This is a genomic window from Thioalkalivibrio sulfidiphilus (assembly GCF_000377945.1).
GTDB lineage: Bacteria > Pseudomonadota > Gammaproteobacteria > Ectothiorhodospirales > Ectothiorhodospiraceae > Thioalkalivibrio_A > Thioalkalivibrio_A sulfidiphilus_A.
On sequence record NZ_KB898932.1, the window covers coordinates 1 to 18,242 of the forward strand.

Genomic DNA, 18,242 nt, shown 5'->3' on the forward strand with positions numbered 1-18,242 from the left:
CTGCGGCCGCCGATCTGCTCGCTGTGACGGGGCGTGCTCACTTCAGCCGGCTTGACGTAGTGTCGGCTACGCCGGCGCCGTCTTCCGCTGTGCGCGCCCCGTCACAGCGGCATCTCGACGCCCTCGCTACGAACGGTGGTGAGATATGCGGGCTAGACAGGCCCGGGCATGTCGGCGGGCGTGATCCGGCAAGCGTGAGAGAGGCCGGGAGCGCTCACGCCACGGGTCCTGAGATCCTCAACGAAAGGGCGGCCAACAGGAGCGCAATCACGAACATGAACAGCGTCCCGACGACGGACCAGCGGTGCATGCGGCGTTCTACGTGGACCAGACCCGGGAGCAGCGCCGGGATGGCGGCCCTGGGACCGAAGGCCCTTGGCCGCCACGGCCATCGGATTGCCGTAGCGGGTCTGGTGAACAATGCCATGTACAGCGCCAGGCCGAGGACTACAGGCCACAGGGCCGACAGAAGGGCCAACGGTCCGTTTGCCATGTCTCTGACATGCTCCGGCACCCAGGCCGTCCAGGGCAGCGCCAGCACGCAGACGATGCTGAACCCCCACGGCAGCCACGGACCCCGGGTCGGCAGGCCATCAGCTTCGGGAGTCACCCAGAGGCTATGGAGAAAACGCGCCATGAGGAGCGTGGTACCGACGGCCCCGGCGGTGAGTAGCCATGGCAGCCATGCGCCTTGTCCAGCCTCGATCACCGCGGCGTCCAGCGCCGCCTTGGCGAACCAGCCGCTGGTGAAGGGTGCGCCGGCCAGGGCAAGCGCAGGCAGACAAAGCAGCAGCCCAATCCACCCACGCGCCTTGCCTTGGCTGTCCTGGAATAGCCCGGCACCGAGAAATAGTGCGGCTTTCGCCAGACCGTGATGCAAAACCAGCCAGGCGATGCCCAGCCAGGCCAGGTGGCCAGCACCCGGGGACGTGAGGGCAAGACCGGCCAGCAGCGCGGCTAGGCCCATCTGGCTGACGCTGGACCATGCCAGAACCGTCTTGGGTTCTCGGCTGTTCAGGCCTGACGCGATGCCGTAGAAGACCGTCACGATCCCCAGAAACATTAACCATGGACCCCAGTCCGACAACAGCGGCCCGTGCGGCTCGCTCACCCGCCACCAGCCTAGAATGCCGGTCTTGATCATCACCCCGCTCAATACGGCGCTGGCCGGTACCGGCGCGACCGGATGGGCGCGGGGCAGCCAGGTGTGTACGCCCACTAGCCCCAGTTTGATGGCGAAACCGACGGCAAACAGCCCCAAGGTCAGCCCATGGTAAGACGCAAGTCCAAGGGCTGTTGCGGCTCCAGCGGCCACGGCCAGCAGTGCCACGGCGGTAAACAGGCACAGTTCCCCGAGGAACATCATGAACAGATACCATCGTCCTGCATTCAGGGCCTGGGGACTGCCCTGGTGGACCACCAGCCCATAGGCGGCAAAGGTCATCAGCGCGAACCCGAAGTAGAACACGAGCAGTTCCGCCGCCAGGATCAGGCTCAGGTTTCCGGCCAGCGCCAGCAACCAGCAGCCGGCGAAGACCGGGCTGCTGGACAATCCCCGGCGGCTGGCCGCAAACCAGCCGGCGAGACACCAGATCAACGCCGAGGGCAGGAGAAAGGCCCGGGCCACCTCGTCCATGCGAAACCCGGTCCCATAGAACAGGGCGGGCAGGGACAGCGTTGCCTCCGTGGGGGCCAAGAGCGCTGCTGCCAGGGCCGGCAGAGGCGCCCATGGGAGCAAGCCCAAGGCACGCCGTCTGACGCGGGCGATACAAAGAAGAGAGAGCGCCAGCCAGGGGGTGCCCAGAGCCAGAACCAACCACAGTGGGTCCGAGGATGCCAGCGGGATACCTCCGGTCATGGCGTGCTCCAGGTAGTGGCCAGCATGTCGGCCAGAGGCATCGGCAGGAAAGCGGGGATCCAGGCCCCCAGGGCCAGGGCCAGGGCCGTGAGCCCCATGGTCTGAAGGCCCCGAACGGAGGGCTGCGGGAAGTCACCCGTGACCGGACCGGACAAGATCCGGAAAAGGTAGGCGGCGGTTAACAGGCTGCCCGCCAGGATGATGCCGGCCCAAAACCAGCTCTCGCCGACCAAGGCCCCTTGCAGCAGCCACCACTTGGCCAGAAAACCACCCGTTGGCGGCAGTCCCACCAGGCTGGCGGCTGCCAGGGCGATGGCCAGCCAGGCCAGTCCGGGTCCTGCGCCGGGCCCGCCCAGTCGGCCCACGCGGTCATGGCCCAGGCTGAGGGCGAGTATCCCGGCGGAGAGGAACAGCGCGGCCTTCGCCAGGCCGTGGCTCAGCACCAGCACGACAGCGCCCTGCCAGGCCTGGGTGGCGAGGGCACCCGAGGCGGCGACGAGGGGGAAGGCCAGCAGGGCGTAACCGAGCTGAGACACCGTCGAGTAGGCAATCAGCATCTTCAGGCGACGCTGCAGCAGGGCCATGATGCCTCCCCAGAGGATGGCGCCTGCGCCCAGCAGGCCCAGGGTGACGGCCACGGGTTCGCTCAACAGCAGTGCGAAGGGGCCAAACCAGAGACGGACCAGCAGGTAGAAGGCGCCGGCCACCACCACGCCGGAGAGCGCCGCGCTGACGGCGACCGGGGCACGTCCGTGAGCGGCGGGCAGCCAGAAATGCAGTGGAAAAATTGCGCCCTTGAGCAGCAGCCCCGAGGTTACTAGAACCGCGCCCAGCAGGCTGAGCGCATCCGGGGCCAGTTTCTCATGCAACAGGGTCAGATCCAGGCTGCCGTGTTGGCCGTAGACCAGGGCGACCCCCATGAGAAACACACAGGAGCCTAGCAGAGTGGAAATGAAATAACGCCAAGCGGCGGTCAGGGCTGGCCCACCGGCCGTGGCGATCAGGGCCACTGCGGCAAGGGAGACCAGTTCCAGGGTGACATAGAGATTAAACAGGTCGGCGGACAGGAACAGGGCATTGAGTCCGGTCCACAGAAACAGCCAGAGGGACCAGAACAGCGGGTCCTGCCCCGCGCCCTCAGCGACCCTGTAGACCCCCGCGCCGGTCATCACCAGGGCTGTCAGTAGAAGCAGGGTGACGCCCAGTCCGTCCACCTGCCAGCCGATCCCCAGGGGGGGTGTCCAGGCGCCCAGGGCCAGGCGCCAGGCGCCTTGACTGCCTACCAGCCAGAGGAGTGTCAGGGACGAGATGAGGACCACGGCGGCGGCGATCAGTGCCAGTGTGGCGCCGGCTCGCGGCAGGGCAAAGGCCCCCATGGCGGCAAACAGGGGCGCTGCCACCAGCAAAATGGCACCGCCCTGGAAGGCATCTCCGATCACGATCCCTTGCTTCCCCGGTCCGGGGCCTGCAGACGTACCGCCAAGGCCACGGCCACGGCCGTGGTGCTGACCGTGACCACGATCCCGGTCAGCACCATGGCATGGGGTACCGGATCCAGCTCCGGTGCCAGCCGGGCTACGGTGACCAGCCAAAGAAACACGGCGGTGGATAGCACATTGAGGGCGAGGATCCGCCGCAGCACATTGCGTGACGCGAATACCCCGTACAAGGCCATGACGAACAGCCCGGTGGCCAGTAGGAGAAAGACCGTCAAGGCCGACCTCCGTCGCGCCAGCGCGCGGGTGGTTGCCCACCCAGGTACAGGGCGAACAGCAATAAGGCGATGGACAGGGCTGCAGCCACCTCCATCATCAGGATGATCCTTGCCGACCAGGCGGGCGGATACTGAAAAAAGGCATAGCCCAGCAGCGGCGAAGCGCTGGCCACGGTCAGCATCATTCCCAGCCCCAGGAGCAGGATCCAGCGCCAGGGCCCCCGCTCCTCACTGGTGAGCCAGGGCGTCGCACCCGCCAGCAGCATCAGCACCCCGCCGGCGCCCATGACTGCGCCGGCGGGGAACGCGCCGCCCGCCGCGTGACTCCCACGCCAGAGCAGGTAAACGGAGATCAGGACGAAGGCGGGGAACAGTGCCCGGGCCAGGGAGGGCAGCGCCGGCGAAGGCATGACAGGCCCCGTGGACCAGGGCGAGGGACCCAATGACCAGATGGCCAGGGTGCCGAGGAGTAGCACACCGATTTCCAGCAGGGTGTCAAAGGCGCGGTAACTCAGCAGCACGGCGGTCACGGGGTTGTTCACGCCGGTATCGGGCAGACTCAAGGCGACTAGCTCACCCAGGCCGGGCGCTGGCGGCTGCTGCGGACCCAGGTGCCACAAGAGCCAGGCAGCCAAGGACATGGATAACCCAAACAGGATCCAGAACAGGCCGGGAAGTCCATGCCGATGACGCAAGTTGCCGGCTCGCTTCCTGGGCAATCGTCCCAGTGCCGAGAGCAGCAGGGCGCCGGTAATCCCTGCACCGATGGCGGCTTCGGCGAGCGCAATGTCCGGTGCATCCAGGCGGACCCAGGTGAGCGCCATCAACAGGCCGAAGATCATGAAACTGATGACTGCCCGGAAGAGGCTGGCGGCAAACATGGATTGCCAGGCCAGCCAGAGCAGCAGGGCGGCGAGCAGGATATCGAACGCCAGCAGGGAGTTCATGGGTCACAGGCCCCAGGGTTTGACACCCCTCGCCAGGGCGGTGCGAGCAATGAGCCCCGCCCCCGCGGCACTCGCGATGAGCATCAGCAACCAGATCGCCAGCATCTTCAGGGCCAGGGTCAGGCTGCCAGACTGAAGGCCAAGGCCCAGGCACACCAGGCCGAGACCGACGTTGTCTCCCTTGGCCAGCGCATGCAGCCGCGTATACACGTCGGGGAATCGCAACAATCCGAGCGTGCCGAGAAAGAAAAAGGGTATCCCGCAGAGGACAAGCACGAGGCCCAACCCTTCAATCAGCGTCATGCCCCCTCCCCCTTGGAGTCCCTGGCAATCCAGAGGCGGCTGACAAAGGTCACCACGGCGACGGCTGACAGCAGGGCAAAGACCAGGGCGATGTCCACAAGGCTGTCCTGCCCCGTGGCCGTGGCGAACAGCAGGAGGATCACCACGGCGGAGGTCGAGAACATCTCCGCAGCCAGCATGCGATCGGCGGCTGTGGGTCCCTTCAGGACCCTGATCAGGCCGACGAGGATATTGAGTATCAGCAACACGCTGATGCCAAGATAGATGTCAGCCATGACGAGATGACTCCGGGTCCGAGGCGAACAGACGGTACACAACGCCCTCCAGCCGTTGCAACGCAGCCATGGTACGGGCGGGGTGGCTGAGTACATGAACGGTCATGGAGTGCTCTGTGATCCTGACGCACAATGTGCCCGGCATGAGATTGATGAGGTTGGCGAGAAATACCCTGCCCCGTCCCGGAGGAAGCAATGCCCAAGGGTAGTCCACCAGAGTGGGGAGAAGAGGCCGGCGGGGATGCAGCGCACGCCAGGCCACATCCAGTGCGCCGCGCAGGGAGAACACCACGAACACCGGCACGAATGCCAGCAACGCCGTGGGGTGCCAAATCACACCGCGTTCGGGCGGGAACGGGTTGAACAGTGCCGCCAGCAGTATCGCCGGTAGCCCCCAGGCCCAGGAGGCGGCGGAACCGCCGCTCAGGACCCACCATAGGAAAGCGTAGACCGTCAATCGCTGGATAAAACCGGCCATGGCCAGTCGGTCTCCTCGCGCTGATGTCCGGGTGGTTGAGTCACAGGAAATCCCACCTCGCCGGGATATGACAATCCCATTGGGTTTCGATCCGTGAGATCGGGATGGAGGGGCATCCATGTCGCGAACCGTGGCTGCTTTGCGAAGTGAACAGCATGGCATTGCTGTGGCGGCTTGAGAAGCCCGGATTAAACCCGAGATGGAATGCAGGTAGAACGGGTTTCTTGGTGTGTCAATCCGTTTCTTGAGGCCTGTGATTCACACAGAGCGCCATTGCGCTCAGTGAGCGATTTCGATGTCACTGATCTTTGCTCAGACGGGAAGGTCATGGCCGCACACGATCAATCACGATGTTCAAGTCCGTGGTGCCGGCAGTGCTGACCGGCCCACTCTGCCCCTCCAGGTCCCCGGGTTGCGGCATGGCCTGCCCGGAGCGGGAGACGCGGGCCACGACAATCACCTCATCCACGGAAGAGAGCGCCGTGTCGGTCATGGCGTGGCTGTCGTCCAGCTGGAAGCGGTAAGGCAGATCGCTCACCTGAAGGCGCTGGATGGCCAGGGGCATGGGCGGTCCGGCGGGACGCCGGGCGAACAGGAAGACGGTTTCCTCGCCGGAGACCTGATCGGCCAGTTGCGGATCGAGGCTCACGGTACCGCTGATGCCCGTGGCGGGGCCCGAACCTCCGCAGGCCGCCAGCAGGAGGGAGAGCAGCAGGGCAAGGATCAAAGGTGCGCGCATCTGGGGTCTCCGTCAGGACGTGAAAGGGAGCTGCAGTGTAACGTATCCGGCCATCAGTCCTCATGATGTCCACAGAGTGAATAGACTCATGCAGATACGCGAAGTCCGTCCCTATCCCATCGAACCGGAAGCGGCCTGGATGGTTAAGGCCCTGCGCCCGGGCCTGCTGGGTACGGTGCGTGGCCGGGTGGTGTGCGCGGATGTCATGAACCGGCCGGAATACTGGCGGGAGTAGCGGGCACAGTTTGTGCCGGCCATGGAAAGACAGTTTCTCTCGCGAAGGCGCTAAGACGCAAAGAAACCCCATTGAAAGCTCTTTTCCTTTGCGTCTTCGCGTCTTGGCGAGAGATCATGATTTTGGCTTTAAAGCCTTTCCTCTCACGGAGGCACGGGGCCACGGAGCAAAGCAATTCATTTGAAAAACCCCTGCGCCTCCGCGTCTCTGCGAGAGAAGCGGTTTTATGCTGGGAACAAACCCAAAGACATGATGCTCTCGCGGAGGCGCAGGGACGCGGGGAAATGCATTTGTTCAGAAAGCACCGCCGCACCTGAGAGGATAGTATTGATTGGCTCTTTCGCGAAAATGAATGATCTGGCAGATTGACAAGGAACTCGAATGAGCCTGACTGAGCAGAAGCGTGGCCACTATCTCGGAACAGAGATTGATGAGAAATGGTGGCGTCGTTATTCCAAGGATGGTCTCTTGGCGCGCGGAAACGGCGAGTACTGGATCGACGCTTCTGCTTTAATCTTTAGACGATACATTACTGACCAGCCCATCATGATCAACTTCCTGGATGTGATTGGCGTAAAAGTAGGAAAGTGGCACTCGGGTCGCTGGGTTTATGGTGTGCCTGTGGTCAAGGTCGTGTGGAATAAAGCGGGAACACGACTCAGTTCAGGCTTTGTTTTATCCCGAGACGCGTCAGAGACCGAGGCATTGGTCCAGCAGTTAAGATCGATTCTCGATCAGCAGGCGACTAATCGTGACTGAGCTTGCTCATGCGGCAGATAACTTAATGCGGTCAGGGTGACGGTATCCCTGGGCGACTCGAAGCCTATCGGAGCACTGGTATGAGTGAAGACGCCCGACATTTCGATGTGATCGTCGTCGGTTCAGGAATAGGCGGGCTTGCGGCAGCGGCGTCATTGGCAAAGTGCAACCGACGGGTATTGCTCCTTGAGCAGCACTTCCAGCTTGGGGGGCTTACGCAGACGTTTCGACGTCGCGAATACACATTCGCAACTGGAGTCCATTACATTGGTGGCGTTGGCGATGGGTCGGGCCACGAGCATCAATTCGGTCACATTCTTCGATGGCTGACCGACGGGCGATTGTGTTTCTCATCCTTGGGCTCGCCTTACGACATCTTGCGGCTGCCCGGACTGGAGGTGCCTGTCGAGGCGCCGCGTGCCGCTTACGTAGAACGGCTCAAAGCCCTGTTTCCGGATGAGGCCAAAGCGATCGACCGGTGCTTCTGGGCCTGCGACGAGGCCCAGAAGGCGACCATGGCACTGTTCGCGGCCAAGGCCGCCCCCGCGCCAGTGGCGGCGGTCCTGCGGTGGGTGAACGCGCGCCGCGTTCGGCGTGCACTTTCCATCACGACAGCCGAGGCAGTCCGCGAGATCCGTGACCCCCGTCTAGTCGCCGTTCTCACTGCGCGCTGGGGCGACTACGGCGTCCCGCCCGCGCAGTCGCCGTTCGCGATCCACGCCTTGGTCACGGATAGCTATGCCAACGGCGCTTATTACCCGATTGGTGGTCCAGCGCGGTTCGCCGAGGAACTTGGGAAAACCATACGCGACGCCGGTGGCGAGCTGCGCACATATGCACCTGTTTCAGAGATCCGTGTTGCTGATGGTCGAGTGGTCGGTGTGCGTCTCGTGGATGGCGACAGCATCGATGCGTCCGTAGTCGTCTCGGCAATGGGTGCGCGCAATACCGTTGCCGCTTTGCCCAAGGAGGTGGCGCCTGAGTGGCGACGCGAGATTGAGTCGATCGACCCCAGTGTTTCCTATGTCACGCTCTACCTGGGATTCCGGGGTGACATCAGGGCACATGGCGCGACAAGCGCGAACATCTGGGTGTATGAAGACTTCGACGTGGGACGGGTATGGGAGCGGCCGGCGGATGATGACCCTCCGTCCCTGTTTGTGTCGTTCCCCTCGCTCAAAGACCCGGCGCATCCGGACCCAGAACACCACACGGCCGAGGTCGTGGTGATTTGTCGGTGGGAACCCTTCGCGGCATGGTCGGACAGTAAGCATGGAGACCGGCCCGAGGCGTACAAGGCGGCCAAGGAGCGGATCGGCGAGCGGTTGCTGGCACAGTTCGAGCGCCACTTTCCGAGTCTCGCGCCCTTGATCGATTTCCACGAAGTCTCGACACCGCTATCCCAGACATCGTTTGTTCATGCGGACCGTGGCGCCATGTACGGGCTCGTGATGTCGGCCGAACGCATGCGCCACAAGGCGTTGAAGGTGCGTACCCCAGTGCCAGGCCTGTTGCTCGCAGGGCAGGATCTTATCAGTCCGGGGATCCAGGGCGCGTTCATGGGCGGGATAATGGCCGCTGCGTCGATTGAGCCTCGTTTGTGGATGCAGATGCCAAGATAAAGGCGTCTCTTTTGCAGTTCAGGCTTGAAAAGACAATTTCTCTCGCCAAGACGCTAAGACGCAAAGAAACCCCATTGAAAGCTCTTTTCCTTTGCGTCTTCGCGTCTTGGCGAGAGTTCATGATTTTGGCTGTAAAGCCTTTCCTCTCACGGAGGCACGGGGCCACGGAGCAAAGCAATTCATTTCATCACCCCTGCACCTCCGCGTCTCTGCGAGAGAATCGGTTTTTTCTTGAGAATCAAACCAAAGGCATGATGCTCTCGCGGAGGCGCAGGGACGCAGGGAAAGGCCTTTGTGATGAAATCCCCGTGCCTCCGTGGCCCCGTGAGAGAACGGGTTTTGTACTGCGCCGGTGCTTCGACGCTCAGGCCCTGGAAAACCCCCGATAGTCTCGCACGAACCCCGCCTCCAGCAGTACGCCAGTATGGGGCGACTCATTCACCGGTACGCCGTCCACCTGTTCGATGATCATCAGGCGTCGCCGGCCGGTGCGCGGGATCTGGTGCAGGGCGCGGCAGGCGGCAAGCAGGTGGTGGGGTTCCTGGTCGAGCGTGACCAGGTGCTTGCCGCCGGGGCCGAGGTAGAGCACCGGCAAGCCGTCGACGAGCATCACCCAGGCGCCGGGGACGCGGCGGGGGCGGGTGTCGCCGGACGGCTCCGGCCAGGGGAGCAGGGTGCCGAAGGGGTTGGCGGGGTCCATGGCGGCGAGACACTGGGCCACCGGCTCCCCGCTCGCCTGGGGGTCGTCCTCCAGGCGGATGCCGCGGATGCGGTCCACGCTGCCGGCCCAGGCGAACTGGGCGCCGGAGAGGCCCTCCACAAAGTAGCCCCGGCGGATGCGGCCCGACTCCTCCATGGCGCGCAGCACGCCGTAGACGGCGCCAAAGCCGCCGGGCAGGTTCTCGGCCACGGCCGCCTCGCGGCTGACGATGCCGTAGCGCTCCAGCAGCATCTCGGCCCGGGCCACGGCCTGCTCGGTGTCGCTGATGGCCGGGTCGCGCAGCTCGCTCACCCGTGACCAGCGCCCGCCGGCCAGGGCCTGACCGCCGCGCCGGGCGCTGCGTCCCGTGGATTTGGCGGGGCCCCGTGCCAGGGCGCGCAGGGGCGCGAAGGTGTCGTTGGTGATGGCCCCGGCCCAGACCAGGTCCCAGAGTGCGGCGCGGAAGTCGGCGGCGCTGGCCTCGGGGTGGGCCCGCTGCACGGCGGTCTCCAGTTCGAGGTAGAAGCTCGCGCCGCGCCGGTCCAGGTGTTCCAGCAGGGTGCGGTGCAGGGGCTCGCCGGGCAGGTCGCCCGCGGGCGGCAACAGCAGCGGGGCGCGCTCGCGCCGGTACAGGGCCACGCGCCCGTCCCGCGGCCCCTGGGCGCCCGTGCCCACCCACACCACCTGTCCGGTGGCGGCGGCCATGTCCAGCATTTCGAGGGTGAAGCCGCTCACCCGGGCGGGCAGGATCACCTCGGCGAGCAGGGACCAGAGCAGGGGCAGGCCCTCCAGTTGCGCCACCACGTCCATGAGCCGCGCCGCACCCCCGCGACGTTGTCCGGTCTCCCGGGTGATGCCGTGCCACTCGGGCAGGAAGCGGGCGAGCGCACGGGCCTCCACCGGGGCGGCCTGGTGGCGCAGGCTGGCCAGCGTCCGGCGCTTGAGGCGCCGCAGGATGTCCACGTCGCACCACTCGGGCTCGCGGCCGCCGGGGCGCAGTTCCCCCTGCACCAGGCGGCCCTCGGCGAGCAGGGCGCGCAGCACGGGCATCACCTGGGCCTCGGTGAGGCCAAAGCGTGCCGCGGCCTGTTTCGTCACGAACGGGCCGCGGGTGCGGGCGAAGCGGCGCAGCAGTTGCTCCAGGGCGTCGGGGACGGGCGCGAGGAAGGCGTCGGGCAGGCCGGGGGGCGGAGCGACGCCCAGGGCATCCCGGTACAGGCCCGCGTCCTCGGCAGCGATGAAGCGGGGCTCGCCTGCGATGCGCACGGCGGCGGCGCGACCCGAGTGTTTCAGGGTCTCCAGCCAGGGTGCCGGGTCTTCGGTGCAGCGGCGGGAGAGTTCAACCATAGTCTGGTCACCGAGGCGGCGCAGCAGGTCGTGCAGCTCGTCCGCGTCCCGGGCGCGGGTGTCCCCGGTCTCGTGGGCCAGTTCCGCCTCGAGTTCGGCGAGCACCTCCGCATCCAGCAGCTCCCGCAGCTCCGCCTGGCCCAGCAGCTCGGAGAGCAGGCCCCGGTCCAGCGTCAGCGCCTGGGCACGGCGTTCGGCCAGCGGCGCGTCCTGCTCGTAGATGTAGGCGGCCACGTAGGCGAACACCAGGGAGCGGGCGAAGGGCGAGGCAGAGCGGGTCTCCACCTCGTCCACCCGCACCCGGCGGGCGCGGATGTCGGCCAGCAGGGCCTTGAGACCCACCAGATCGAAGACGTCCGAGAGCGCCTGGCGGTAGGTCTCCAGCACGATGGGGAAGGCGGGGTAGCGGCTCACGGTGGCCAGCAGCTGGGCGGACTTCATGCGCTGGGCCCAGAGCGGCGTGCGCCCCTCGGGACGGTTGCGGGTGAGCATCAGGGCCCGGGCGGCGTTCTCCCGGAACAGGCCAGCGAACAGGGCGGTGGTGGCCAGCTGTTCGGTAATCAGTGCCTCGACCTCTTCCGGGTCGGGGATCAGCTCGTCGGCGTCGGGCAGGGCGTCGGTGTCGGCGAAGCGCAGCACGATGCCGTCGTCGGTGTACATCACCTGCACCTCGAAGCCGCTTTTGGCCGAGAGCAGGTTCTGCAGGGCCATGCCCCAGGGGGCGTGGATGCGCGCGCCGAAGGGGGAGAGGATGCAGGCGCGCCAGTCGCCCAGCTCGTCGCGGAAGCGCTCCACGGTGATGGCGGTGTCCGTGGGCAGCACGCCGGTGTGCTGCTTCTGCTCGTGCACGTAGGCGGCGAGATTGCCGGCGGCGAACGGCGAAAGCGGCGTGTGCGCCTCGAGCCAGCGGGCCGCCTCGGCCTGGCTCAGGGCGCCGAGTCTTGCGGTGAGCGCGCCGATGCGCCGGCCCAATTCCACGGGGCGGCCCAGGCTGTCGCCGTGCCAGAAGGGCAGCTTGCCCGGCTCGCCCGGTGCGGGGCTGACGATGACCCGGTCCCGGGTGATCTCCTCCACCCGCCAGGTGCTGGCGCCCAGCAGGATGTTCTCCCCGGCGCGGGTCTCGAACACCATCTCCTCGTCCAGCTCCCCCAGGCGCGGGCCGTCGGCGCCGCCCAGGTGCACGGCGTACAGACCCCGGTCGGGGATGGTGCCGGCATTGAGGCGCACGGCCATGGGCGCGCCCCGGCGCGGGGTGAGCCGGTCCTCGGCCCGGTCCCAGGCGAGCCAGGGACGCAGGTCGGCGAACTCGGCGGAGGGGTAGTGGCCGGAGAGCATGTCCAGCACGCCTTCGAGTAGCGGCCGGGACAGCTCCCGGTAGGGGTGGGCGCGGCGCACCAGGGCCTCCAGTTCGGTCACGGTGCGCGGCGTGTCGCAGACCATGGCCACCAGCTGCTGGGCCAGCACGTCCAGGGGATTGCGGGGTACGCTGATGGGTTCGAGCAGACCTTCCAGCATGGCCTCGCTCACCACGGCGCATTCCAGCAGGTCGCCCCGGAACTTGGGGTAGATGAGCCCGCGGCTCACCGCGCCCACCTGGTGCCCGGCGCGGCCCACCCGCTGCAGGCCCCGGGCGACGCTGCCGGGGGACTCCACCAGGATCACCAGGTCCACCGCACCCATGTCCACGCCCAGTTCCAGCGAACTGGTGGCGACGATGCCCTTGAGGCGACCCGCCTTGAGGCCCTCCTCGATCTCGGCGCGGCGCTCGTGGGAGACGCTGCCGTGGTGGGCGAGTACCAGCGGTTCGTCTGCAACCTCGTTGAGGCGCTGGGTCAGCCGCTCGGCCAGGCCCCGGCTGTTGACGAAGATCAGGGTGGAGCGGTGGCTGCGGATGGCCGCCACCAGCGCCGGGTACATGGCGGGCCAGATGCCCCGCTCGGGGGTGGGCCTGGCCACCTCCCGGGCGTAGAGCTCGCCCAGGATGGAGCCGCCGCGGGGTGTGGTGGTGGCGGGCGCCTGCACCGCCTCCATGTCCGCCACCGGCACCTCCACGTGCAGGTCCAGGGCGGGTTTCGCGGAGGTGTCGACGATGGCCACCTTGCGGTCGCCGCCCAGGAAGCGGGCGGCCAGCTCCGGCGGGTTCACGGTAGCGGAGAGACCAATGCGCTGGGGTTCGGCGTCGGTGATCTCCGTGAGGCGTTCCAGGGACAGGGCCAGATGCGCGCCGCGCTTGCTGGGGGCCAGGGCATGCACCTCGTCCACGATCACCGTGTGCACCGTGCGCAGGTTCTCCCGTGCCTTCGAACTCAGCAGCAGGAACAGGGATTCGGGGGTGGTGACCAGGATCTGGGCCGGGTCCTTGAGCTGCGCCCGGCGTTCCGCCTGGGGCGTGTCGCCGGTGCGCATGTCCACGCGCAGTTCGCGCGCCGGTTCGCCCAGGCGTTCGGCGGTGCGCAGGATGCCGGTGAGCGGCGCGCGCAGGTTGCGCTCCACGTCGTAGACCAGCGCTTTGAGGGGCGAGACGTAGAGCACCCGCACGCCCGCTTTCGCATCGCCGGTCTCCTGCATGAGCCGGTCGATGCCGGCCAGGAAGGCGGCCAGGGTCTTGCCGCTGCCGGTGGGGGCCACCAGCAGGGCGTGGTCACCGGCCGCGATGCGCGCCCAGCCCTCCCGCTGCACGGGGGTGGGTTCGGTGAAGTTGTCGGTGAACCAGGTGTGGGTGGGGCGGGAGAACATGGTCGGCCAAGTGTGACCCTGGGGACCGGAGATGCCAAGCCGGCGACCTGGCACATCTTGTCTGACACGAGGTCAGGCGCTGCGTCCGGAGGTTGCGGAGGTTCGGCCCGGGGTCGGGCCTCCTACTCGCAGCTGTAGCCGAGCATGTCCAGACCCTCGCTGAGGTAGTCCGCCACCAGCGGGGTGGCGATCAGGTATTCAGCCGTAGTGGGGGTCCAGTTGTCCTTGGCCTCGGCCAGGGCGGTGTCCCACTCGTCCGCCTCGTAGTCGCCCCGTCCCATCCACATCAGCGCCACCAGCTGCACCTGCTGCTCCGGGTCCAGGTCGTCGATCTGGGTCTTCAGGTCCTGGTAGGTCAGGTCGTCGGCGTGGTCGGCGAGCACCTGCAGGGCCCAGTCGTCGGCAGGGCTACCGGGCTCCTCGGTGATCACCACCTCCTCCTTGGCGTGGAATTCCCGGGCGCGCTCGATGATGGCGCAGACGATGTCCGGATTCATCTCCAGCATGGGGTACCTCCGATGCGGATGGGTTTCGATGCCCGGAGCATAGACCAAGCAGAACGGATCAGCGATCAGCTTGGGAGCCTGTCGGACTTAGGTGCCCGTAGCGAGCCTCGCTCTCCCTCCGGCGCAGTAGGAGCAGCCTAAGTCCGACAGGCTCCCAGGCGGTGCAGTCGCACGGGGGTGCGGGCGAGCCCCCGTGCCGGATGCCCGGCGGGCAGGCGGTCGAGGCGCTGGCGGAAGCCCCGGGCGCTGAGGGAGTCGTGCAGGAATACACCCACGGCATTGTCGTAGCGGGGGTGCTGCAGCATCCAGGCGCTGGAGAAGCGCCGGCGCAGGGTCGCTTGACGCAGCAGGGCGCAGGCCTGCAGTTCGCAGGCCCCGGGGAAATTGATCACCAGGGTGCCGCCCGGGGCCAGGTGGCGCAGCAACTGCCGGGCCCAGGCGGCGTCCACGGGGATGGCCCGACGGGGTTCGCCGTCCTCGCCGCCAAACAGATCGTCCACCAGGTAGTCGAACTTCGGGCCCCGGTGCCGGGCAAGCCAGTCCCGGGCGTCGGCCCGGTGCAGGCGGATGCCGGGTCCGGTGAGGCCGAAGAAGCGCCGGGCGATGCTGAGGTGTGTGGGGTCCAGTTCCACGCCGTCGACGCTTTCTGCCCCCAGGCCGCGCAATTGGCGCAGGGCGGTGCCGCCGCCCACGCCGAGCACCAGCGCGCGCCCGATCCCGGGATCACGGCGCAGCAGGACGGGCAGGCTGAACAGGTCCCAGAGGTGGCCGGTGGCGAGCCGTTCGGGATGGGCCTGGCTGTGGAAGATGCCGTCGGTGTAGAGCCGGTGCACCCGGCCGGCGGTGCGCACCTCGTAGCGGGTGCCGCCGCGGGTGTGGGACCAGATGAGCATCAGCCGGCGGACTTTTCCTGGATGACTACCCAGGGGGCGGCCACCACGGCCCAGAAGTCCGGGCGCCGGGTCTGCCAGTCGCGGGCCTGCGCGTCGGTGGCGGGGCCCAGTTGTCCGGCGTCCATCCAGGCGCTGATGCTGTCCCGGTCGTCCTCCACCATGCGCGCGGCCACTTCCACCAGGTCCAGTTCGGGCGCCACGTGCACCACCACGCCCCGGGCGAAATGGCGCTCCAGTTCGGGCCAGGAGATGGGCCCGGTCTCGGCATTGAGGCGGGCGCGGAGTTCGGCGGCGGTGTCGTGCATAAGGCAGTGGCTAGTGGCTAGTGGCAAGGAAGAAGATACACAAAAAACGGGTCACTCGTGTTCATCGGCTTCGGGCCAGGCGTTGAGTAAAGCGCGGATCTCCTGCTCGTTGCGCGAGCCGATGAGTACGCGCTCGATGCGCTCGCCGGCGATGACGATCAGGGCGGGGGTGCCGGTGAGGCGCAGGCGTCGCACCAGTTCGGGTTCTTCCAGGGCGTTGATCTTGAGGATGTCTCGGCGCGTCTCCAGTAGCGGGTTGACGATGCTGGAGGTCTGGCCGCAGATGTGACAGCCGGGGCGCCAGAAATACAGGATCAGGCGCGGCTGAAGCAACCACTTCGGATCGATCAGGTCATCCAGCCGGGGCGCGGTGCAGCCTTCCATGAGCCGGGCGCAGCGGCGCAGCCAGAACTGCATCGCGGCGAGCAGTCCGAGGAACAGCAGGAAAGAGAAGCCGAGGCCGTCCATAGAGGAAGGCTCCAGAGGCAAGTGGGCAGAGTCAAGATACAAGTGTTGGGGGGTGAGGTGTTAGGCGGGAGGCGGGAGGCAAAAAAACAGTGTCCTCTCACGTGCCCCCGTGAGAGGATGGCCTTTTGGTGTGTCGTAGACCGGATAAGCGCAACGCATCCGGCCTGCGTGATTCCCCCGGGCTCAGCCCACCAGTTCGCGAATGGCCTTCTCGCTCTTGGCGCCCACCAGGATGCGCTGGATGCGGCCGTCGGAGACGGTCAGCAGGGTGGGGGTGCCCATCACACGGAAGCGGCGCGCCAGCTCCGGCTGTTCCATGGCGTTGATCTTGACGATGTCGTCGCGGCTTTCCAGCAAGCTGTCGATCACCCGGGTCACCTGGCCGCACATGGGGCAGGCGGGGCTCCAGAAGTAGAACACCAGGCGCGGCTTCGCCAGCAGGGCCGGGTCCAGCAGATCGCTCAGCTCCGGGGCCGGCCGACCCTGCTGGTTGCGGGTGCGGTACAGCAGCCAGAACTGGAAGCCGAAGTAGGCGGCGATCAGCAGGGCAAAGAAGACGGCGAGGCGGTCCATGAGGAAGGCTCTAGAGGCAAGTGGGCAGAGACAAGATACAAGTGTTGGGGGGTGAGGTGTTAGGCGGGAGACGGGAGGCGAAAAAAACGGTGTCCTCTCACGGAGCCACCGGTTTTTAGACCAATAAGATTTTCCCTGCGCCCCCGCGCCTCCGCGAGAGGATTGGTTTATTGCAACCCAGCAAACCAAAGGCATGATGTTCTCGCGGAGGCGCAGGGGCGCAGAGAAAGTCATTTGTTCCAAAACCCCGTGCCCCCGTGGCTCCGTGAGAGGACAGAGTTTTCATCCGCCTGCGGGACTTCATGGAAACCGAACCCCCCAACCACATTCAGGCCGCGTTCAGGGCGGCGGGGATAGCCTGACGGCGACACTCGAGGGCATGTGCCCGCAACCGTAAGGAGAGCCGTCATGAACAAGAAGCATCTGATCCGTCTGGGCGCCGGTGTCGTGGGTGCCGCGCTGCTGCTGCCGGGGCTGGCCATGGCCGGTCCCTATGGACATACCACGACCACCACGGTGACTACCGTGACCTACGGCGGCAGCCATTTCCGTCCGGGTCCGCCGCCCCATGCGCCGGCCCATGGCTATCGCGGCAAGCACAAGCACAAGCATCATCACCGGGCGCCGGTTTATCCCGTGTACCACCACACCCCGGTTCATCGGCCGCCGGTCTACCGCGCGCCCACGGTGATCTATCACGAGCCGGTGCCGCGCAACACCCTGGACTTCACCATCCGCTACCGCACCCAGTACTGAACGCTGGCGGATTCAGGCCGTGTTCAGGCTGCCCGAGGCAACCTGAACACGGCAAAGAACCCTCAAGGAGATGCCGTCATGAAAACCCGATATGCAGCGATTCCCCTGGCACTGGCCGCGCTGACCACCGGCGCGGCCCAGGCCTTCGACCGCCCCGGCGGCGTGTTCTACGACCAGGCCCGGGTGGTGGACGTGCGCCCGGTGAAGGAGCTCGTGCGGGTGGCCGCGCCCGCCCAGGAATGCTGGACCCAGCCGGTACGCCATGTGCAGCAGACCGGCCCGAGCACCGGTGCCTACACCCTCTCCGGCGCCATGATCGGCGGCGTGCTGGGCAACCAGATCGGCAAGGGCGACAGCCGCAATGCGGCCACCGTGGTGGGCGGCATGGCCGGCGCCGTGATCGGCAACAGCATGGCCCAGAGCCGCCAGCAGACCCGGGTCTACACCACCCAGGAGCAGCAGTGCCAGATCGTGGAGCGCTTCTACGAGGAAGAGCGCCACGTGGGCTACCGGGTGACCTACCGTTACCAGGGCCAGGAGTACACCCGCACCATGCCCTACGATCCGGGCCGGACGGTGCGCGTGCGCGTGACCGTCGATCCCATCGACTGAAGCCCTTTCCCCGGAGCCGCGAGGCGGTACACTTGAGTCCATGAACACCCGTGTCTCTTCATCGCTTCGCGGCCTCGGCCGAGCACTGGTCCTGAGCCTTGGCCTGGTCATGTCCGTGCAGGCCGCCCCGTGGCCGGACAAGCTCGCCGCCGGGCCGATCAGCGAGCCCCAGGCCGCGGTGACCCTGGTGCCGGATGCGGCTGCGCCTTATCCGACCTACCGGCTGGCCCAGGCCAATGGCCAGGTCTCTCTCAACCAGGCCGTGGCCCAGGTGCAGCGTCGCACCGGCGGGCGGGTGCTGTCCGCCGAGACCCAGCAACACAACGGCACCACGGTGCACGTGATCCGGGTGCTGGTGGACAACCAGCGGGTGCGCACCATCCGGGTGGACGCCGAGACCGGGGAATGGCTGTGAA

Annotated in this window: 20 protein-coding genes; 6 read left to right on the forward strand and 14 right to left on the reverse strand. The window is 66.7% G+C overall.

Annotation, left to right across the window (positions count from 1 at the left end; genetic code table 11):
- Positions 1-214: 214 nt before the first annotated feature.
- From D580_RS15250 to D580_RS0106340, 8 genes are all read right to left on the reverse strand, one after another.
- Entirely contained in the window at positions 215-1,636 is a 1,422-nt protein-coding gene (locus D580_RS15250) for a proton-conducting transporter membrane subunit (RefSeq protein ID WP_231363508.1), read from the reverse strand.
- 218 nt (positions 1,637-1,854) lie between these two features.
- The gene (locus D580_RS0106310; RefSeq protein WP_018953579.1) at positions 1,855-3,297 is read right to left on the reverse strand and encodes a complex I subunit 5 family protein; all 1,443 of its coding nucleotides are present in this window, start codon (positions 3,295-3,297) and stop codon (positions 1,855-1,857) included.
- The gene (locus tag D580_RS0106315) at positions 3,294-3,572 is read right to left on the reverse strand and encodes a cation:proton antiporter subunit C (protein ID WP_018953580.1); all 279 of its coding nucleotides are present in this window, start codon (positions 3,570-3,572) and stop codon (positions 3,294-3,296) included. Before D580_RS0106315 ends, D580_RS0106310 begins: the two co-directional genes overlap by 4 nt.
- Positions 3,569-4,519: a hydrogenase subunit MbhD domain-containing protein gene (locus tag D580_RS0106320; RefSeq protein WP_018953581.1), complete on the reverse strand. Its 951-nt coding sequence runs from the start codon at positions 4,517-4,519 to the stop codon at positions 3,569-3,571. Before D580_RS0106320 ends, D580_RS0106315 begins: the two co-directional genes overlap by 4 nt.
- A 3-nt stretch (positions 4,520-4,522) precedes the next feature.
- Positions 4,523-4,822: a monovalent cation/H(+) antiporter subunit G gene (mnhG, locus tag D580_RS0106325; protein ID WP_018953582.1), complete on the reverse strand. Its 300-nt coding sequence runs from the start codon at positions 4,820-4,822 to the stop codon at positions 4,523-4,525.
- Positions 4,819-5,097: a monovalent cation/H+ antiporter complex subunit F gene (locus tag D580_RS0106330; RefSeq protein WP_018953583.1), complete on the reverse strand. Its 279-nt coding sequence runs from the start codon at positions 5,095-5,097 to the stop codon at positions 4,819-4,821. The genes mnhG and D580_RS0106330 overlap by 4 nt, the downstream gene beginning before the upstream one ends.
- Positions 5,090-5,575 (reverse strand): Na+/H+ antiporter subunit E, encoded by a 486-nt coding sequence (locus D580_RS0106335; protein ID WP_018953584.1) that lies wholly within the window; start codon positions 5,573-5,575, stop codon positions 5,090-5,092. Before D580_RS0106335 ends, D580_RS0106330 begins: the two co-directional genes overlap by 8 nt.
- Positions 5,576-5,900: 325 nt before the next feature.
- Positions 5,901-6,314 (reverse strand): hypothetical protein, encoded by a 414-nt coding sequence (locus D580_RS0106340; protein WP_018953585.1) that lies wholly within the window; start codon positions 6,312-6,314, stop codon positions 5,901-5,903.
- Positions 6,315-6,402: 88 nt separating this feature from the next.
- Here D580_RS0106340 and D580_RS16115 point away from each other — a divergent pair, with 88 nt between their 5' ends.
- The 3 genes from D580_RS16115 (at position 6,403) to D580_RS0106355 (ending at position 8,930) form a co-directional block, all read left to right on the forward strand.
- Entirely contained in the window at positions 6,403-6,549 is a 147-nt protein-coding gene (locus D580_RS16115) for a hypothetical protein (protein ID WP_018953586.1), read from the forward strand.
- Positions 6,550-6,930: 381 nt separating this feature from the next.
- Complete coding sequence (locus D580_RS0106350; protein ID WP_018953587.1) at positions 6,931-7,308, forward strand: hypothetical protein; 378 nt, start codon at positions 6,931-6,933, stop codon at positions 7,306-7,308.
- A gap of 80 nt (positions 7,309-7,388) precedes the next feature.
- Entirely contained in the window at positions 7,389-8,930 is a 1,542-nt protein-coding gene (locus tag D580_RS0106355; RefSeq protein ID WP_018953588.1) for a phytoene desaturase family protein, read from the forward strand.
- Between the two features lie 364 nt (positions 8,931-9,294).
- On the opposite strand, the gene D580_RS0106360 is transcribed toward D580_RS0106355, so the two are convergent.
- The 6 genes from D580_RS0106360 to D580_RS0106385 form a co-directional block, all read right to left on the reverse strand.
- Positions 9,295-13,713 (reverse strand): DEAD/DEAH box helicase, encoded by a 4,419-nt coding sequence (locus D580_RS0106360; protein ID WP_018953589.1) that lies wholly within the window; start codon positions 13,711-13,713, stop codon positions 9,295-9,297.
- Between the two features lie 122 nt (positions 13,714-13,835).
- Positions 13,836-14,219: a DUF3775 domain-containing protein gene (locus D580_RS0106365; protein ID WP_018953590.1), complete on the reverse strand. Its 384-nt coding sequence runs from the start codon at positions 14,217-14,219 to the stop codon at positions 13,836-13,838.
- Between the two features lie 137 nt (positions 14,220-14,356).
- A complete protein-coding gene (locus tag D580_RS0106370) occupies positions 14,357-15,112 on the reverse strand; it encodes a spermidine synthase (RefSeq protein WP_018953591.1) in 756 nt (251 codons plus the stop codon).
- Positions 15,112-15,417 carry a DUF2288 domain-containing protein gene (locus D580_RS0106375; protein ID WP_018953592.1) on the reverse strand — a complete coding sequence of 102 codons (306 nt, stop codon included), beginning with the start codon at positions 15,415-15,417 and terminating at the stop codon, positions 15,112-15,114. Before D580_RS0106375 ends, D580_RS0106370 begins: the two co-directional genes overlap by 1 nt.
- A 51-nt stretch (positions 15,418-15,468) precedes the next feature.
- Positions 15,469-15,885: a thioredoxin family protein gene (locus D580_RS0106380; RefSeq protein ID WP_018953593.1), complete on the reverse strand. Its 417-nt coding sequence runs from the start codon at positions 15,883-15,885 to the stop codon at positions 15,469-15,471.
- Positions 15,886-16,068: 183 nt separating this feature from the next.
- A complete protein-coding gene (locus D580_RS0106385) occupies positions 16,069-16,458 on the reverse strand; it encodes a thioredoxin family protein (RefSeq protein WP_018953594.1) in 390 nt (129 codons plus the stop codon).
- A 408-nt stretch (positions 16,459-16,866) separates the two neighbouring features.
- Here D580_RS0106385 and D580_RS0106390 point away from each other — a divergent pair, with 408 nt between their 5' ends.
- From D580_RS0106390 to D580_RS16820, 3 genes are all read left to right on the forward strand, one after another.
- The gene (locus D580_RS0106390; RefSeq protein ID WP_018953595.1) at positions 16,867-17,214 is read left to right on the forward strand and encodes a hypothetical protein; all 348 of its coding nucleotides are present in this window, start codon (positions 16,867-16,869) and stop codon (positions 17,212-17,214) included.
- A gap of 78 nt (positions 17,215-17,292) precedes the next feature.
- Positions 17,293-17,826, forward strand: a complete 534-nt coding sequence (locus D580_RS0106395) for a glycine zipper 2TM domain-containing protein (protein ID WP_018953596.1) — start codon at positions 17,293-17,295, stop codon at positions 17,824-17,826.
- Between the two features lie 40 nt (positions 17,827-17,866).
- Entirely contained in the window at positions 17,867-18,241 is a 375-nt protein-coding gene (locus D580_RS16820; protein ID WP_231363509.1) for a PepSY domain-containing protein, read from the forward strand.
- Position 18,242 lies beyond the last annotated feature (1 nt).